The sequence below is a fragment of the Bradyrhizobium sp. CCBAU 53340 genome (assembly GCF_015291645.1).
Classification (GTDB): Bacteria; Pseudomonadota; Alphaproteobacteria; order Rhizobiales; family Xanthobacteraceae; genus Bradyrhizobium.
Map to the genome: position 1 here is coordinate 6,076,947 of NZ_CP030055.1, position 15,994 is coordinate 6,092,940.

The following is a 15,994-nucleotide window of genomic DNA, read 5'->3' on the forward strand; positions in this document are numbered from 1 at the left end:
GCGGCAAGAGCCGTGCGGCCAATCAGAGGGACAGATCATGAAACGTACCGTCATCGCGTTTGCTTGCGCGCTCATCGCAGGCCCGGCGCTCGCCCAGTCGATCGGCGAGAAGACCGGTGTCAACTCCGCGCTCGGCGTCGCGCCGGCCACCGCCGATTTCGTCAAGGAGGTCGCCATCAGCGACATGTTCGAGATCGAGTCGAGCAAGCTCGCCGAGCAGAAGGGCAACGCACAGGAGAAATCCTTCGCACAGCAGATGGTGACCGACCACACCAAGACCAGCGGCGAATTGAAGGCCCTCGTCAATGGCAAGGTGCAGGCAACCCTGCCGACGGCGCTCGACAGTTCGCACCAGAGCAAGCTGGACAAGCTCAAGAATGCCTCGGGCAAGGATTTCAGCTCGGACTACAATTCCTATCAGGTCAGCGCCCACGAAGACGCGATCTCGCTGTTCGACCGCTATGCCAAGGGCGGCGACAATGCCGCACTGAAGGACTGGGCCGACAAGACGCTGCCGGCGCTGCGCCATCACCTCGACATGGCCAAGGAGCTTGGCAGGGCGCCAAGCGTCGGACAATCGAAGTAGCACCTTTCGAGGGCGTCGGCTTTGCCGGCGCCCTCTGATAGCAACGATGCTTTTCTCCGTGGGTTGGGACTGCAAACTCGCGGAGCCTCTCATGGCACATCAAGACAGGCCTTCCGTATCCCGCCGGCACGTCGTCCACGCGGCAAGCGCTGCGCTTGCTTCGGCTTCGCTGGCATCCTCGACAGCGAAGGCAAGCACAGACATGACCGAGCAAGACCTGATCAATCCCGTCACCCGCTATCCGAAGCCGCCGTTCAAGAAACAGTCGCAGCCCTGGCCCGGCCTTGCCGGCAAGATGGAGCCGCGCCCCGATCACGGCGAGACCAGCTACAAGGGCTCCGGCCGGCTCGCCGGCCGCAAGGCGCTGATCACCGGCGGCGATTCCGGCATGGGCCGGGCAGCTGCGATCGCCTATGCGCGCGAAGGCGCCGACGTCGCCATCAACTATCTGCCGGCGGAGGAGCCGGATGCGCAGGAGGTGATCGCGCTGATCAAGAAGGAAGGCCGCACCGGCCTCGCAATCCCCGGCGACCTCATGGACGAAGCGTTCTGCAAGAAACTGGTCGCGCAAGCCATACAGGGTCTGGGCGGGCTCGACATCATCGTCAACAACGCGGCCCGGCAGCAGACGCGCGCCTCTGTCCTCGACGTCTCGTCGGAGGATTTCGACGCGACCATGAAAACCAACATCTACGCGCCATTCTGGATCATCAAGGCGGCGCTGCCCCATCTCAAGCCGGGATCCTGCATCATCGGCACGACATCCGAGCAGGCCTACGATCCCTCACCGGATCTCTACGATTACGCACAGACCAAGGCCGCGACGATGAGCTACGTGAAGTCGCTGGCGAAGCAGCTCGCCTCCAAGGGCATCCGCGTCAACGGCGTCGCACCGGGACCGATCTGGACGCCGCTCCAGGTCTCGGGCGGCGCCACGATGGAAAAGCTGGAAAAATTCGGCGAGATGACGCCGCTCGGTCGCCCCGGCCAGCCAGCCGAGCTTGCCTCGATCTATGTGCAGCTGGCGGCGGCCGATGCGAGCTATGCCACCGGCCAAGTCTATGGCTCTGCGGGCGGCGCGGGACAACCGTAACACCTCGGTTCAGGAACGAACGGCGGCGCTCGGCTTTTACAAAACTGTCGCGGAGACCCTTACGTTATTCCTGGATCAATGGCGTTTGTAACAGTCAAACCTACACAGATCGATGTCGCGATCGCCAATGAGATCGCAGACCACACCACCCCGGAAGTCGAGGAGACGGCCGAAGCGCTGACGTGGGGCGCGGATGAGCATGTGCTGCTCGCCCTCGCCGTTGCGGGCTGGCTCTACGCCAGGAAACGACCCACTGAAGAACGCCTTGCGGCCAACCACATCCTCGCAGTGTCCCTCGTGACGGCGATACTCCCCCACGTCCTGAAATCGGTATTCGATCAAACCAGGCCGGACCGGGTGACGGTGCAAGGCCATCGCCGCGGCGTTCCGATCTCGGGACGGGCGCGCGATGCCTTTCCGTCCGGACATGCCGTCCATATGGGCGCGCTGGCGTCCGCCGCCGGCCTGCTACCACCCGCCCGGCGACGCCTCGTACGCACGATCGCGACAGCCCTGTCCTTGACGCGCGTCGCGCTGCTCGCGCACTGGGCGAGCGATGTGGTCGCGGGCTTCACCCTGGGCATCGTCGTCGAGCGGATGCTGAGACCGTGGACGCTTGCAGGGCGCAGCCGCGCTGCCGCGGATCGACGAGCACGGCCATGACCGAATATATCCTCCGCTTCATCGCCGGCGGCGTGATCGTGTCCGCCTTCGCAATCCTCGGCGACATGTTGCGGCCCAAGAGCTTTGGCGGCCTCCTCGGCGCTGCGCCATCGGTGGCGCTGGCGACGCTGAGCATCGCAGTCGTCCAACACGGGGCGCAATATGCGGCGGCGGAAAGCTGGACCATGATTTATGGTGCAGCAGCCCTCGCCTGCTACAGCCTTGCCGTCTGCCATCTCCTGATGAGATTTCGTTTCGCGGCGCTTCCTGCCACCACCGTTGCGTTCGTCGTATGGCTTGCGGTTGCCTTTGCCCTGCTCGCAGGTTTCGGGGGTGCCGCCTGATGCCGGTCAAGCTGTCATTGTCGGCCCTGAAGCGGACGCGGTGGTACGAGTACGGTGTCCGCTTCCTGCTCGGTGGACTGGCGACGGTTTTCACTGGCGTCATTGGCGCACGTTTTGGCGTCGCCGTCGGCGGACTCTTCCTTGCGCTCCCTGCCATCCTCTGTGCCAGTGCGACGCTGATCGAGAGCCATGAGCGTCGCGCCAAGGAGAAGGTGGGTCTGCGCGGACAGCGACGCGGGCAGCAGGCCGCAGCATTGGACGCCGCAGGTGCTGGTCTCGGAAGCATGGGCCTCGCTGCATTCGCGGCCGTCTTCTGCGCGACGGTACCGGCCAGCGTCATCGGCGCCTTTGCAGCCGCGATCCTGGCTTGGACCGCGGTGTCCGTGTCGGCTTGGTTATTGAGGCGGAAGCTTCGCTTCACCATGCGCCACCAGGGCGCAGCGAAATCAGTGAGAGGCCGCGGTCGTCTCACGTAGCATCAGGAAATCGTACATTTCCGCAGCAGTCTGAAGCTGCTCGAGACGCGTCGCGATGGCGTTCCGTTCGCTACCATCCGGCAGACGCGCCAACTCGTGTTCGAGACGCAGTCTCTGTGCGTCGAGACGTTGCTCGAATGTATGGGGCTCAGATCGTCTTCGCATCATCTGTCCTTGGTGGTTGCAGGCCGGGGCTGTTGGCCCAGCGCTCGAGCTGGTCGATGACTTTCTGATGGCTTGGACGCACCGGCTTCGGCGCTTCAGGCTCTTCGGAAAGTTTACGGGGTAACCTGACTTCGTCCGTCATGGCGGCTCTCCCTTTGCAGGAGAATGCGCCAGGCAGCGAGTCGTTTCAATATAACTTATTGATTTTACTGGGTATTTTTACTCATTTGGGGATTTTGTCGATTCCTGCGGAACTCGCGTTGAGCAAGCTACTCAACTTACTCACTTTGTGTGATCGACCATGAATGACCTTCGCGCCGAGCGCCTCCAGGTCATGCTTTCTCCGGAAGAGCTGGCCGCGGTTGACGATTTCCGGTTCAAGCACCGCATGCCGACCCGCGCCGCAGCGGTCCGCGAACTGCTCAAGTTTGGGCTCGCCGGCGCAGGCGTTGACGCAGCGGCAGGGATCAAGTCGAGCAGCTTCGGCGTGTTCGGCCGCGGGCCTGAGGGCCATACCCAGGGCGAACCTGAAAGCGGCAACGAAGACTGATCCGAACGCCACCGCGCCAAGCAAACGACCCCGGCACGGGGGGTGCCAGGGCCGTCCTTGGAGATTGCTTCCGGCTCACCGGGGGCATGACAACCGGAAGCAATCAGTCGACTCTCCGCGCGGGCATTCGTTCCTCACGCTGTCCTTCGATCTTTTCGTCCGTTGATCCTTTCGGAAAAACCGCTACGCATTCTTCCGGATCATGCTTTAGCCGCTCGGCGCCGAACCGGAATCATCCGGCGTCATGCCCGAGCCCGGTGTCTTGCTATCGTCGTTGAGCTTGGGATCGCGCGTCCCCTCACGCGACGGCGAGCCTTTTTGTTGGTTCGTCTTGTGCACCGTCTGTGCACGCTGCTTATCGCGCGGCTGTTCCTCCGCGCGCTTGTCCCTGACGATGCCGTGGTCGGAATGTGCCATGTTATCCTCTCGCCTCTTTCGATGCTTCACGGCGCTTACGCTCCGGTGCGCCGAATGTTCCGAAATGGGCGAGACGAGAGGAATGCAGCGCTAGCTATGGGCCGCGTGCATCGCGATAGATGCGTTTTCCTGATGGACCTGCCGGACCGTCGTGACCGTCGCGAACGCGACCGAAACGCCAAAGGCGACAATGAGTGAGAGAAGTGCCAGACGTGGAGCCATCGCAAAACCTCCTTCTGGAATCAAAAAATCAGCGCGATCAGCTATTCCCCGAATGATCGTTGATTGGTCTCGCTCCTTCCGTGAGCGGTCTCACACGCGGAGTCACGAAAAAGCGAGTGGTCAGACGCCCTGGCCGCGCAGAACGGTGACCTGAACGGGCGGGACTTCGCCATCGAGCCAGTCCTGCTCTTTCGCCAGTGCCGTCCAGGCATCCGCCATGCGCGAATAGCGATTATAGGCGGGTTGCCCTTCCGAGCGTTCGGCCAATTGCAGGCAGTTCTCGGCGTTGTCCCTGAAGATGTCAGACTGTTTCATGGACAAACACGTGGGTACGGAACTCCCCGCCTGCAACCGCCCTTACCGGATCGTAACTTCCACCGGAACCTAGCATCGCCGTCGGTCGTTGAACAGTCATGCGGATCCTTGTCGCGATCGTCCTGGCCTTCATCAGCACCGCAGCGCTTGCCGACAGCACGGGCGAGCAGATGCGCGGCGACCGCGCGCCCGACGCGACGGACGTCATCAGCGGTCTCTACGCCTTCAGCCGCTTCCAGCAGGGCCTGTTGGAGAGCACCGACCTGAAAGGCAACGCGGAGGTGAAGAACCTCGCCGCCCTGCGCGCCGAAGAGGCGGCCAAGCGCGACAAGGCGTTGAAGGCGATCCAGAACGCGATCGGGACCGAGCCGCGGGTGAGCAAGACGGCGACAACAGCCGCCAGCCTCGCCAAGCCCGATGATCTGGACGGGCCAGCCTATGTCAGAAGCTTCTATGCCGCGCAGATTCCCGAATACGAATCCACCATCACCCTGCTCGAACGCTATCTCAGAACGCCCGACAATCCCGCGCTCGCCGCCTTCGCACGCGAGCACCTGCCGGTGCTCCGCGCACAGTTGAAAGACGCCGAGCGCACCATGGCCGACAAGTAGCTGCCTTACTTATCCTGTGGATGATGCTGCTGGTCCAGCGGCCGCACGGTGCGATCGCTCTCCGGCATCTTGTCCCGGCCGGCATCGCCATTGGCATCCTTGCCACCCGAGGTCGAGGTGCCGCTGCCGCTGGGGTTCGACTTTGTGGCGGTCCCCGTGGTCTGCGAATCCGCCTGCGGGGTGGCCGAGCTTGCGGCGGGATCGCCGGTCACGGCACCGCGCCCGCTCGGCGCGCCGGCCTGTGCCAGTGCCGATCCGGTGGCGAATAATGCGGCGATAAAGACGGCCAATCCGGCTTTCATATGCGCTCTCCCTGTGTTCGCGGGCTAACCTCAGGGCCTGTCCCGGCGTTCCTAGTGGTCGATGGGGAGTTTCGAAATTGGAACAATGCGAGGCCCCTCCTAAGGGCTGAGAAATTTTACGTAATCAGGTGGAACTCTCGATAGCTTTGCTCGTTATTGTGGCCGGGCTGAGCACGGCAGGTTCCAATTCCTCGCGTCGCAACCTTGGCGCTTGATTTCGAATTTGGCTGACGCTCTATTTTGATCAGACGCGTCACGCCATAGGATTCGGCCGACGCCTGCGGGGGAATCAGTATGAGCGACCTCGATCCCGGAACAGCATCACGCTCCGGTCGTCGCGTCCCAAAACCCAAACCCAACGGCACGTCGGAGCCGGATTCCCGGGCCGAACTGCTGCTCGCGCTCCAGGCGATGCGGAGCGGCGATTTCTCCGTGCGCATGAGCGGCGACTATCTCGGCATCGACGGCAAGATCGCCGACACCTTTAACGAGATCATCGCGGCCAACCAGCGCATGGCGCAGCAGCTCGAGCTGGTCGGCCAGGTGGTCGGGCGGGAAGGCAAGACCCGCCAGCGCGTGAAGTTCGGCCTTGCCTCTGGCTCCTGGGCCGACATGGAAGGCTCGGTCAATACCCTGATCGACGATCTCTTGTGGCCGACGCGCGAGGTGACGCGCGCGGTCGCGGCGGTGGCGCAAGGAGATCTGCTTCAGACCGTCAAGCTCGATGTCGACGGCCGCCCCTTGCGCGGCGAATTCCTGCAGTCGGCGAACATCGTCAACACCATGATCAAGCAGCTCGGCGTGTTCACCTCCGAGGTGACGCGCGTCGCGCGCGAGGTCGGCACCGAGGGCAAGCTCGGCGGCCAGGCCCAGGTGCCCGAGGTGACCGGCGTCTGGAAGGACCTGACCGAGAGCGTCAACTCGATGGCGAACAACCTGACCAACCAGGTTCGCAACATCGCCGAGGTGACGATCGCGGTCGCGAACGGCGACTTGTCCAAGAAGATCACCGTCGACGTCCGCGGCGAGATCCTTCAGCTCAAGGAAGCCATCAACACCATGGTGGACCAGCTGCGCTCCTTCGCCTCCGAAGTGACGCGCGTCGCACGCGAAGTCGGCACCGACGGCAAGCTCGGCGGCCAGGCCATCGTGCCCGGCGTCGCCGGCACCTGGAAGGACCTGACGGACTCGGTCAACGCGATGTGCGGTAACCTCACCGCACAGGTCCGTAACATCGCCAACGTGACCACCGCCGTGGCGCGCGGCGACCTCTCGCGCAAGATCACCGTGGACGTGCGCGGCGAGATCCTGGAGCTGAAGGACACCATCAACACCATGGTGGACCAGCTCAACTCGTTCGCCTCCGAAGTGACGCGCGTGGCGCGCGAGGTCGGCACCGAAGGCAAGCTCGGCGGCCAGGCCCAGGTGCCCGGTGTGGCCGGCACCTGGAAGGACCTGACCGACAACGTCAACTTCATGGCCTCGAACCTGACCGCGCAGGTCCGCAACATCGCCGACGTTGCGACCGCCATCGCCGGCGGCGACTTGTCGAAGAAGATCACGGTGAACGTCTCGGGCGAGATCCTTCAGCTGAAGGAAACGCTCAACACCATGGTCGACCAGCTCAACGCCTTCGCCGGCGAAGTCACCCGCGTCGCGCGCGAGGTCGGCACCGAGGGACGACTGGGCGGCCAGGCCAACGTGCTCGGCGTCGCCGGCACCTGGAAGGACCTGACGGAAAGCGTCAACTCGATGGCGTCGAACCTGACCGCGCAGGTTCGCAACATCGCCGAGGTGACGACGGCGGTCGCCGGCGGCGACTTGTCCAAGAAGATCACCGTGGACGTCCGCGGCGAAATCCTGGAGCTCAAAGACACCATCAACACCATGGTGGACCAGCTCAACGCCTTCGCCGGCGAAGTCACCCGCGTCGCGCGCGAGGTCGGCACCGAAGGCAAGCTCGGCGGCCAGGCCCAGGTGCGCGGCGTTGCAGGTACGTGGAAGGATCTGACGGACTCGGTCAACTCGATGGCCTCGAACCTGACCGGCCAGGTCCGCAACATCGCCGAAGTCGCGACCGCGGTCGCCAAGGGCGATTTGTCGAAGAAGATCACGGTGAACGTGTCGGGCGAAATCCTTCAGCTGAAGGAAACGCTCAACACCATGGTGGACCAGCTCAACGCCTTCGCCGGCGAAGTCACGCGCGTCGCGCGCGAGGTCGGCACCGAAGGCAAGCTCGGCGGTCAGGCGCAGGTGCCTGGTGTCGCCGGTACCTGGAAGGATTTGACCGACAACGTCAACTCGATGGCGGGCAACCTCACCGCCCAGGTCCGCAACATCGCCGAGGTCGCGACCGCCATCGCCGGCGGCGACCTGTCGCGCAAGATCACGGTGGACGTGCGCGGCGAAATCCTTCAGCTCAAGGATACCCTCAACACGATGGTCGACCAGCTCAACCGCTTCGCGGGCGAGGTGACGCGCGTGGCGCGCGAGGTCGGCACCGAAGGCCGTCTCGGCGGCCAGGCCAACGTGCCCGGCGTCGCCGGCACCTGGAAGGACCTGACGGACAGCGTGAACTCGATGGCGGGGAACCTCACCGCCCAGGTCCGCAACATCGCCGAAGTCACCACCGCCGTGGCGCGCGGCGACTTATCCCGCAAGATCACCGTGGACGTGAAGGGCGAAATCCTCGAGCTGAAAAACACCATCAACACCATGGTGGACCAGCTCAACGGCTTCGCCGGCGAAGTCACGCGCGTCGCCCGCGAGGTCGGCACCGAGGGCAAGCTCGGCGGCCAGGCCGAAGTGCCCGGGGTTGCCGGCACCTGGAAGGACCTCACCGACAACGTCAACTTCATGGCCTCGAACCTGACGGCCCAGGTCCGCAACATCGCCGAGGTCGCGACCGCGATCGCCGGCGGCGACCTCTCCAAGAAAATTACGGTGGACGTCCGCGGCGAGATCCTGCTGCTGAAGGACACCCTGAACACCATGGTGGAGCAGCTGCGCTCTTTCGCCGCCGAAGTGACGCGCGTGGCGCGCGAGGTCGGCACCGAAGGCCGGCTCGGCGGTCAGGCCGTCGTGCCCGGCGTCGGCGGCACCTGGAAGGACCTCACCGACAACGTCAACCTGCTGGCGGCGAACCTCACCACGCAGGTCCGCAACATCGCCGAAGTCACCACGGCGGTGGCGCGCGGCGACTTGTCGCGCAAGATCACCGTGGACGTGAAGGGCGAAATTCTGGAGCTGAAGAACACCATCAATACCATGGTGGACCAGCTCAACGCCTTCGCCGGCGAAGTCACCCGCGTCGCCCGCGAAGTCGGCACCGAAGGCGAGCTCGGCGGCCAGGCCCAGGTGCCCGGCGTCGCCGGCACCTGGAAGGACCTCACCGACACCGTCAATTTCATGGCGGCGAACCTGACCGAGCAGGTCCGCGGCATCGTCAAGGTGGTGACCGCGGTCGCCAACGGCGACCTCAAGCAGAACCTCACCGTGAAGTCGAAGGGCGAGGTCGCGGCGCTCGCCGACACCATCAACAACATGACCGAGACGCTCGCGACCTTCGCCGACCAGGTGACGTCGGTGGCGCGCGAGGTCGGCGTCGAAGGCCGTCTCGGCGGCCAGGCCGACGTGCCCGGCGCGGCCGGCACCTGGAAGGACCTCACCGGCAACGTCAACCTGCTCGCGGCCAACCTCACCTCGCAGGTGCGCGCGATCGCGGAAGTCGCGACCGCCGTGACCAAGGGCGATCTGACGCGATCGATCCAGGTCGACGCCCGCGGCGAGGTCGCGGAGCTGAAGGACAACATCAACACGATGATCACCAATCTCCGTCTCACGACGGAGCTGAACACCGAGCAGGACTGGCTGAAGACCAACCTCGCCAAGTTCACCAACATGCTGCAGGGCCAGCGCGATCTCGCCACCGTCGGCCGGCTGCTGCTGACCGAGCTGTCGCCGCTGGTGAACGCCCACACCGGCGTGATCTACCAGGTCGAGAACGAAGACAATCCGCAGCTTTTGCTGCTCGCCTCCTATGCCGGCGACGGCGTCTATCCCTATCAACGCGTGCTGCAATTCGGCGACGGCCTGATCGGCCAGTGCGCGGTCGACCGGCGCCCGCGCGTGGTCGCCGACATTCCCGCCGACGTAGTGCCGATCAACTCGGCGCTGATCCGTGTCGCACCGAAGAACCTCGTGGTGCTGCCGGTGCTGTTCGAGGGCCAGGTCAAGGCGGTGATCGAGCTCGCCTCGCTCACCTCGTTCACGACCTCGCAGATGACGTTTCTGGAGCAGCTCACCGACTCCATCGGCATCGTGCTCAACTCGATCGAAGCGACGATGCAGACCGAAGGCCTGCTCAAGCAATCGCAGCAGCTCGCCGGCGAACTGCAGACGCAGCAGCGCGAATTGCAGCAGACCAACGACCAGCTCGAGCAGAAGGCGCAGCAGCTCGCCGAACGCAACGTCGAGGTCGAGCGCAAGAACCAGGAAATCGAGCAGGCCCGCCGCGCGCTCGAGGAAAAGGCAACCGAGCTCGCGCTGACCTCGAAGTACAAGTCGGAATTCCTCGCCAATATGAGCCATGAGCTGCGCACGCCGCTGAACTCGATCCTCATTCTGGGCCAGCAGCTCACCGACAACCCGGACGGCAACCTCTCCGCCAAGCAGGTCGAATTCGCCCGCACCATCCACGGCGCCGGTACCGACCTGCTCAACCTCATCAGCGACATTCTCGATCTGTCCAAGATCGAGTCCGGCACGGTGACGGTCGACGCCGAGGAAATCCTCACCGCCAACCTGCTCGAGACGGTCGGGCGGCCGTTCCGGCACGAGGCGGAGAACCGCAATCTGTCGTTCAAGATCGACGTCGATCCGAACCTTGCCCGCAGCATCGTCACCGACTCCAAGCGCCTGCAGCAGGTGCTGAAGAACCTGCTCTCCAATGCTTTCAAGTTCACCGCCGAAGGCGAAGTGCGGCTGCAGGTTGCCGGCGCGCTCGGCGGCTGGGGCACTGACCATCCGGTGCTAAATTCGGCGCCCGCCGTGATCGCCTTCGAGGTCTCCGACACCGGCATCGGCATTCCCCTGGAGAAGCAGAAGCTGATCTTCGAGGCGTTCCAGCAGGCCGATGCCGGCACCAGCCGCAAATATGGCGGCACGGGACTTGGCCTTGCCATCAGCCGCGAGCTCGCGAGCCTGCTCGGCGGCGAAATCCATCTGCGCAGCGCGCCCGGCAAGGGGTCGACCTTCACGCTGTATCTGCCGCTGAAATATTCCGGCCCGACGCTGGCGCCGCGCACGGCACCGGCGCCGCAGTATAATCAGCCGCCGGCCCTACAGCCGGCCGCACCGGAGCAGCAGCGCGTCATCGAGCAATTGCCCGACGACCGGCTCAATCTGGAGCCCGGCGACAGCATTCTCCTGATCGTCGAGGACGACCCGCATTACGCGCGCATTCTGGTCGACCTCGCGCGCGACAAGGGTTTCAAGGTGCTGGTCGCCGCACGCGGCGCGGAGGCGCTCGAACTCGCAAAACAGTATCAGCCGAGGGCCGTCTCGCTCGACGTGTTCCTGCCCGACATGCTCGGCTGGACGGTGCTGAGCCAGCTCAAGCACAATCCGCTGACGCGCCACATTCCCGTGCAGATCATCACGCTCGACGAAGACCGCCAGCATGCGCTGGCCCGCGGCGCCTTCTCCTTCGTCAACAAGCCGACGACGACCGAAGGGGTCTCTGCCGCGCTGACGCAGATCAAGGAATATGCCCGGCCGCGGCGCAAGCGGCTCTTGATCGTCGAGGACAACGAGGCCGAGCAGCTGTCGATCCGCGAACTGCTGCATCACGACGACATCGAGATCGTGACCACAGACACCGGTGCCGGCGCGCTCTCGATGCTGCGCGAGGCGCCCTGCGATTGCGTGGTGCTCGATCTCAGGCTGCCGGACATGAGCGGCTTCGAGGTGCTGGACGAGATCCGGCGCGACGATGCGCTGTCGAACGTTCCCGTGGTGGTCTTCACCGGCCGCGAGCTCTCGGCCGAAGAAGACGCCGAGCTCCACACCATGGCGCGCAGCATCGTGGTCAAGGGCGTGGAATCGCCGGAACGGCTGCTCGACGAGACCGCGCTGTTCCTTCACCGCGTCATCACGGAGCTGCCGGTCGAGAAGCAGCGCATGCTGGAGAAGCTGAACAGTTCCGACGAGGATCTGATCGGCAAGACCGCGCTGCTCGTCGACGACGACGCCCGCAACATCTTCGCGCTGTCGAGCGTGCTGGAGCGGCGCGGCATGAAGGTGCTGACCGCGACCACCGGCCGTGAGGCGGTGACGCTGGTGGAATCCAACCCGGAAATCGCGATCGTGCTGATGGACATCATGATGCCGCAGATGGATGGCTATCAGACCATCGGCGTGATCCGGGAGAACCCGGCCTTCCTCCGCCTGCCGATCATTGCACTGACGGCGAAGGCGATGAAAGGCGACCGCGAGAAATGCCTGGAGGCAGGCGCCTCCGATTATCTCGCCAAACCCGTCAACACCGACCAATTGCTGCTTGCGATCCGCATGTGGCTGCACCGTTGAGTTTGGATCCGAGAATGGACCACGAAAAGGTCAACATCCTCCTCGTCGACGACCAGCCGGCCAAGCTGCTCGCCTACGAGGTGATCCTGAAGGAACTCGGCGAGAACCTCGTGGTCGCCTCGTCCGGCCGCGAGGCGCTGGAGGTGCTGCTCAAGACCGAAATCGCGGTGATCCTGGTCGACGTCTGCATGCCCGAGCTCGACGGTTTCGAGCTCGCCGCGATGATCCGGGAGCACCCGCGCTTCCAGAAGACCGCGATGATCTTCATCTCGGCGATCCAGGTCAGCGACATCGACCGGCTGCGCGGCTACGAGATGGGCGCGGTCGATTACGTGCCGGTGCCGGTCGTGCCGGAGGTGCTCCGCGCCAAGGTCAAGGTCTTTGCCGAGCTCTATCGCAAGACGCGTGAGCTCGAACGCCTGAACCAGGATCTCGAGGATCGCGTCCGCGCCCGCACCGCGGAGCTGGAGAATTCCACCGCGAAGCTGCGCGAGAGCGAAGAGCGGCGCAGCATGGCAATTGCCGCCGGCAAGATGGGATCCTGGGATTGGGACTGGGTCAGCGGCGACTGGATGTGGGACGACGGGCAATATCGCATCTTCGGCGTCGATCCCGAGAACTTCGAGGTCAATCCGGCCAACGTTCAGGCACTGCTGCATCCAGACGACGTCGATCAGCTGCGCAAGGCCATCGCCGAATTCAACAAGGGAACGCGCGCCTACGAGACGGAATTCCGCATCGTCCGGCCCGACGGCGAGGTGCGCTGGTGCGTCGGCACGGCGGCCGCAACCGCGGATCCGAATGGTCGCGTGGTGCGGGTCAGCGGCGTCACCGTCGACATCACCGAACGCAAGCGCGCCGAGGAACGGCAGAACCTGCTGGCGCGCGAAGTCGATCACCGCGCCAAGAATGCGCTGGCGCTGGCGCAGTCGATCGTGCGCCTCACCCGCGCCGACGAAATGAAGGCCTATGTCAATGCAGTCGAAGGGCGCATCAATGCCCTTGCCCGCGTGCACACCATCCTGTCGTTGTCGAGCTGGCAGGGCGCCGAACTCTCCAGGCTGATCGACGAAGAGCTTGCGCCCTATTCGCCCGGCGGACAGATCAAGCTGGCAGGTCCCGAAGTGCAGTTGCTGCCCGCGACCGCGCAGACGCTGGCGCTGGCACTGCACGAGCTCTTCACCAATTCGGCGAAATATGGCGCGCTCTCGACCCGGTCGGGACGGCTCGTGATCGGCTGGCAGGCCGAGAACGATCTTCTCACGCTGACCTGGGAGGAGACCGGAGGACCACAGGTCAGGACGCCGAAATCGCGCGGCTTCGGCACGAGAAGCCTGCTGGCCAGCGTCGAATCCCAGCTCGGCGGACAGGCGCAATTCGATTGGCGTTCAGAGGGACTGTTGTGCCGCCTTGAGGTGCCGCTGACCCGCAAGAGCGCGCCAACGTCGGCCGCGCAGGACAAGTTCGAGGCCAGCACCTCCCCCGAACTGCAGCGTGCATCGGGCTAGCGCGACGCCGCGACTTTCAGCCGTTGCATCGGCTGCGGTTCATCAGCGACACGCCCTTCGAGCCAGGCTTCCGTTTTCGCCAGATCGCGCAACGCTTTCGCGTAGCGGCGGGCCGCGCTGCGCTCCACACCGTGCGGGAGCCTGCGCGCCTTGCGTAACATGTCGGCCGCTGCGTTACGGTAGGCCAGCGAGCGATAGAGAAAGACCACCTTACCCATAGCGAATATTTCCCGTGTTGACGGCGCTCACCCTCGCAAATTGGGCATGAACGTCGGATGAAGCGGCTGTTGACGATTCCTTCATGCGAGTTGGAACCGGAGGTCAGGGCACGCGTTGGCCTGCCATATCTATGGCAGTTCCATGCGCACAAAAAAGTCGCCCAACAAGTTGCCAAGCCTGATCTCTCCCACGGGCGTTATCAAATTGATGACGCACGCAATGATGGGCGCCGCACTCGGTCTGATCTTCACGCTCGCACTCCTTCTGGCCAATCCTGCGGTCGCAGAATTGCTGAACCACGGCGGCAGCGGGGCCGCCTTCGTTTTCGTGGTCACGATGGTGACGACATTTGCCATCGGTGCCGCGCTGACGGGCGTCGTGTTCATCCTCAACGAGGACAAGGAATCTTGAAGCAGGTGAACGACCGCGACGCTTTCTTGGGAACTCCTGAGGCAAATAGCGGTTGGCTGCCTGCGTCAATTCAACCCAGGGAGTTCCCCCACATGAAGACGACCAAGCTCGCTCTCGCCGTGATGTTGGCAACCGGTCTCGCCGCCGCGCCGTTCGCCGCGCAGGCCAAGTCCCACAAGAAGCATCACTCGATGTCGCAGACGACGACGGGGTCGCAGACGACGGGCGCCAACATGAAGTCCAAGGGCAGCGATGCGTCTGGACAGGGCGGCTCCGGCCCCGGCTCCGACCAGGGCGGCACCATGAACAACAAGAACGCCCCGAGCAACACCAAGTAAGTTTCACGGGAAGAAAAGGCTCCGCGGCAGCGGGGCCTTTTGCTTCGGGCTCAAATCTTCTCAGGGCCACATGGTCGGTGCACGGATCAGAGCATCCCGCCCGGCCTGCTTCAAATCGTCGACCGAGCAGCGCCCCGACCGAATGCGGTTGCTCAGTCTCGCGGCAACGCGCTCGCGCGTCGCTGTATCGAACGGGGCAAGGTCCGCGCAGACTTCATCAAGAACCGCCTGCAGCAGTGCTGCCATTTCGGCATCCGGCATCGACGAGCTCCGGCATGTCGCGTTGCGCGACCGCTTTAGCTGCGTCGGATGTCAGTGATGTTAAGGCAGCTGCCCACGGAGCCCCTCTTCACGAGGTGGTCGAGCTGGGCCCGCTTGCGCGCGATCAGGAGCTGGGCCGCGGCATCGTCGAGGCCCTCACGCTGCAATTGGCGGATCGCGGAGCCCAATTCGAGGATCTCGGCGCGCAGCTTCAGGATCCGGTAGGTGTCCGGGTCTTCCTCCACCGCCAGCCTCCATCCGCTGCGGGCGCAATCTTTCTCAGCGACGTGCGGCCGTGCCGGCCGCCCTCGTCTCATTCCTCAACGGCCGAAGACGCATCCGGTCGCGGATGTCGGGCAAGACCTCGCCCCCGCCAGCGGCCTTCCATTCACCGATCAGCAGATTGATCTTGCGGCGCAGATTCATCTGAGCCTGGACTTGTTCGGTACAGTCGCGATCGCGGTTGACGAGATCGCGCACGGACGCCTCGACGTCGGCCATCTCCAGCCTCAAGACGCTGATTTTACGTCGAATTTCATTAATTCTGTTGTCCATGGCTTGTTAGAACAAAATAAGAACATATAGTCAAGCCAGGAATTCACGACGGAGCGCGAACATGCAGGTTCAGGGTAAATACGACGCCAAGGCTTTTCTCATGGAGCAGATGACCCGGGCGCAGGGGCTGCGGCTGAAGCGGTTGAGCGAAGAGGCCTACCAGCCCGCGCAATATGATCGGGGTCTTTCCTTTGCCGAAGCCGCGCGCCGCATCCAGGCGCTGGAAGCGGAGATCGAACTGGCGAACTCGTTCTAGAACGCGCCGGGCCGGCGCTTTTGTTAAGACGCGCCGGCTGGCGCTTTTGCTGAGGCGTGCAACCGGCGCGTTGGAACGTTGCGTCAGCACTCCTGTTCTCTTCCTGGGCCAAGG

General features: G+C 64.0%; 20 protein-coding genes. 12 read left to right on the forward strand and 8 right to left on the reverse strand.

Annotated features, from left to right (window positions below; all coding sequences use genetic code 11):
• The first annotated feature begins 37 nt into the window (after positions 1 to 37).
• The 5 genes from XH89_RS28700 to XH89_RS28720 all read left to right on the forward strand — a co-directional run bounded on the left by XH89_RS28700 (position 38) and on the right by XH89_RS28720 (position 3,162).
• The gene (locus XH89_RS28700; RefSeq protein WP_194463714.1) at positions 38 to 586 is read left to right on the forward strand and encodes a DUF4142 domain-containing protein; all 549 of its coding nucleotides are present in this window, start codon (positions 38 to 40) and stop codon (positions 584 to 586) included.
• A gap of 202 nt (positions 587 to 788) precedes the next feature.
• Positions 789 to 1,679 (forward strand): SDR family oxidoreductase, encoded by an 891-nt coding sequence (locus tag XH89_RS28705; protein ID WP_194463715.1) that lies wholly within the window; start codon positions 789 to 791, stop codon positions 1,677 to 1,679.
• A 78-nt stretch (positions 1,680 to 1,757) separates the two neighbouring features.
• Positions 1,758 to 2,342, forward strand: coding sequence for a phosphatase PAP2 family protein (locus XH89_RS28710; RefSeq protein ID WP_194463716.1), 585 nt, complete (start codon positions 1,758 to 1,760; stop codon positions 2,340 to 2,342).
• Positions 2,339 to 2,686 carry a DUF3147 family protein gene (locus XH89_RS28715; RefSeq protein ID WP_194463717.1) on the forward strand — a complete coding sequence of 116 codons (348 nt, stop codon included), beginning with the start codon at positions 2,339 to 2,341 and terminating at the stop codon, positions 2,684 to 2,686. The genes XH89_RS28710 and XH89_RS28715 overlap by 4 nt, the downstream gene beginning before the upstream one ends.
• Positions 2,686 to 3,162 carry a hypothetical protein gene (locus XH89_RS28720; RefSeq protein ID WP_194463718.1) on the forward strand — a complete coding sequence of 159 codons (477 nt, stop codon included), beginning with the start codon at positions 2,686 to 2,688 and terminating at the stop codon, positions 3,160 to 3,162. Before XH89_RS28715 ends, XH89_RS28720 begins: the two co-directional genes overlap by 1 nt.
• 148 nt (positions 3,163 to 3,310) lie before the next feature.
• Here XH89_RS28720 and XH89_RS28725 read toward each other — a convergent pair whose 3' ends face one another.
• Entirely contained in the window at positions 3,311 to 3,469 is a 159-nt protein-coding gene (locus tag XH89_RS28725) for a hypothetical protein (protein ID WP_194463719.1), read from the reverse strand.
• Between the two features lie 159 nt (positions 3,470 to 3,628).
• Between XH89_RS28725 and XH89_RS28730 the strand changes: the two genes are divergently transcribed.
• Positions 3,629 to 3,877, forward strand: a complete 249-nt coding sequence (locus XH89_RS28730) for a hypothetical protein (RefSeq protein WP_194463720.1) — start codon at positions 3,629 to 3,631, stop codon at positions 3,875 to 3,877.
• Positions 3,878 to 4,084: 207 nt separating this feature from the next.
• Here the strand turns inward: XH89_RS28730 and XH89_RS28735 are convergent, their stop codons facing one another.
• Both XH89_RS28735 and XH89_RS28740 read right to left on the reverse strand, forming a co-directional pair.
• Positions 4,085 to 4,294 (reverse strand): hypothetical protein, encoded by a 210-nt coding sequence (locus XH89_RS28735; protein ID WP_194463721.1) that lies wholly within the window; start codon positions 4,292 to 4,294, stop codon positions 4,085 to 4,087.
• Between the two features lie 342 nt (positions 4,295 to 4,636).
• The gene (locus XH89_RS28740) at positions 4,637 to 4,831 is read right to left on the reverse strand and encodes a hypothetical protein (protein ID WP_194463722.1); all 195 of its coding nucleotides are present in this window, start codon (positions 4,829 to 4,831) and stop codon (positions 4,637 to 4,639) included.
• 98 nt (positions 4,832 to 4,929) lie between these two features.
• Here XH89_RS28740 and XH89_RS28745 point away from each other — a divergent pair, with 98 nt between their 5' ends.
• Positions 4,930 to 5,442: a DUF4142 domain-containing protein gene (locus XH89_RS28745; protein WP_194463723.1), complete on the forward strand. Its 513-nt coding sequence runs from the start codon at positions 4,930 to 4,932 to the stop codon at positions 5,440 to 5,442.
• A 5-nt stretch (positions 5,443 to 5,447) separates the two neighbouring features.
• On the opposite strand, the gene XH89_RS28750 is transcribed toward XH89_RS28745, so the two are convergent.
• Positions 5,448 to 5,744, reverse strand: coding sequence for a hypothetical protein (locus XH89_RS28750; protein ID WP_194463724.1), 297 nt, complete (start codon positions 5,742 to 5,744; stop codon positions 5,448 to 5,450).
• A gap of 294 nt (positions 5,745 to 6,038) precedes the next feature.
• Between XH89_RS28750 and XH89_RS28755 the strand changes: the two genes are divergently transcribed.
• Together XH89_RS28755 and XH89_RS28760 are read left to right on the forward strand one after the other, a co-directional pair.
• On the forward strand, positions 6,039 to 12,332 hold the full coding sequence (locus XH89_RS28755; RefSeq protein WP_194463725.1) for a HAMP domain-containing protein: 6,294 nt from the start codon (positions 6,039 to 6,041) through the stop codon (positions 12,330 to 12,332).
• A 14-nt stretch (positions 12,333 to 12,346) separates the two neighbouring features.
• Positions 12,347 to 13,840 (forward strand): HWE histidine kinase domain-containing protein, encoded by a 1,494-nt coding sequence (locus XH89_RS28760; protein WP_194463726.1) that lies wholly within the window; start codon positions 12,347 to 12,349, stop codon positions 13,838 to 13,840.
• On the opposite strand, the gene XH89_RS28765 is transcribed toward XH89_RS28760, so the two are convergent.
• Positions 13,837 to 14,058, reverse strand: coding sequence for a hypothetical protein (locus tag XH89_RS28765; RefSeq protein ID WP_194463727.1), 222 nt, complete (start codon positions 14,056 to 14,058; stop codon positions 13,837 to 13,839). The genes XH89_RS28760 and XH89_RS28765 overlap by 4 nt on opposite strands.
• A gap of 142 nt (positions 14,059 to 14,200) precedes the next feature.
• Between XH89_RS28765 and XH89_RS28770 the strand changes: the two genes are divergently transcribed.
• Positions 14,201 to 14,470, forward strand: a complete 270-nt coding sequence (locus XH89_RS28770) for a hypothetical protein (protein ID WP_194468666.1) — start codon at positions 14,201 to 14,203, stop codon at positions 14,468 to 14,470.
• Positions 14,471 to 14,562: 92 nt separating this feature from the next.
• On the forward strand, positions 14,563 to 14,808 hold the full coding sequence (locus XH89_RS28775; RefSeq protein WP_194463728.1) for a hypothetical protein: 246 nt from the start codon (positions 14,563 to 14,565) through the stop codon (positions 14,806 to 14,808).
• Between the two features lie 60 nt (positions 14,809 to 14,868).
• On the opposite strand, the gene XH89_RS28780 is transcribed toward XH89_RS28775, so the two are convergent.
• From XH89_RS28780 to XH89_RS28790, 3 genes are read right to left on the reverse strand one after another with little or no spacing between them, the layout of a single operon-like run.
• Positions 14,869 to 15,069, reverse strand: a complete 201-nt coding sequence (locus XH89_RS28780; protein ID WP_194463729.1) for a hypothetical protein — start codon at positions 15,067 to 15,069, stop codon at positions 14,869 to 14,871.
• Between the two features lie 35 nt (positions 15,070 to 15,104).
• On the reverse strand, positions 15,105 to 15,314 hold the full coding sequence (locus XH89_RS28785) for a hypothetical protein (RefSeq protein ID WP_194463730.1): 210 nt from the start codon (positions 15,312 to 15,314) through the stop codon (positions 15,105 to 15,107).
• Between the two features lie 34 nt (positions 15,315 to 15,348).
• Positions 15,349 to 15,570 carry a hypothetical protein gene (locus tag XH89_RS28790; protein ID WP_194463731.1) on the reverse strand — a complete coding sequence of 74 codons (222 nt, stop codon included), beginning with the start codon at positions 15,568 to 15,570 and terminating at the stop codon, positions 15,349 to 15,351.
• A 115-nt stretch (positions 15,571 to 15,685) separates the two neighbouring features.
• Between XH89_RS28790 and XH89_RS28795 the strand changes: the two genes are divergently transcribed.
• Positions 15,686 to 15,880: a DUF3072 domain-containing protein gene (locus tag XH89_RS28795; RefSeq protein WP_194463732.1), complete on the forward strand. Its 195-nt coding sequence runs from the start codon at positions 15,686 to 15,688 to the stop codon at positions 15,878 to 15,880.
• Positions 15,881 to 15,994: the final 114 nt, after the last annotated feature.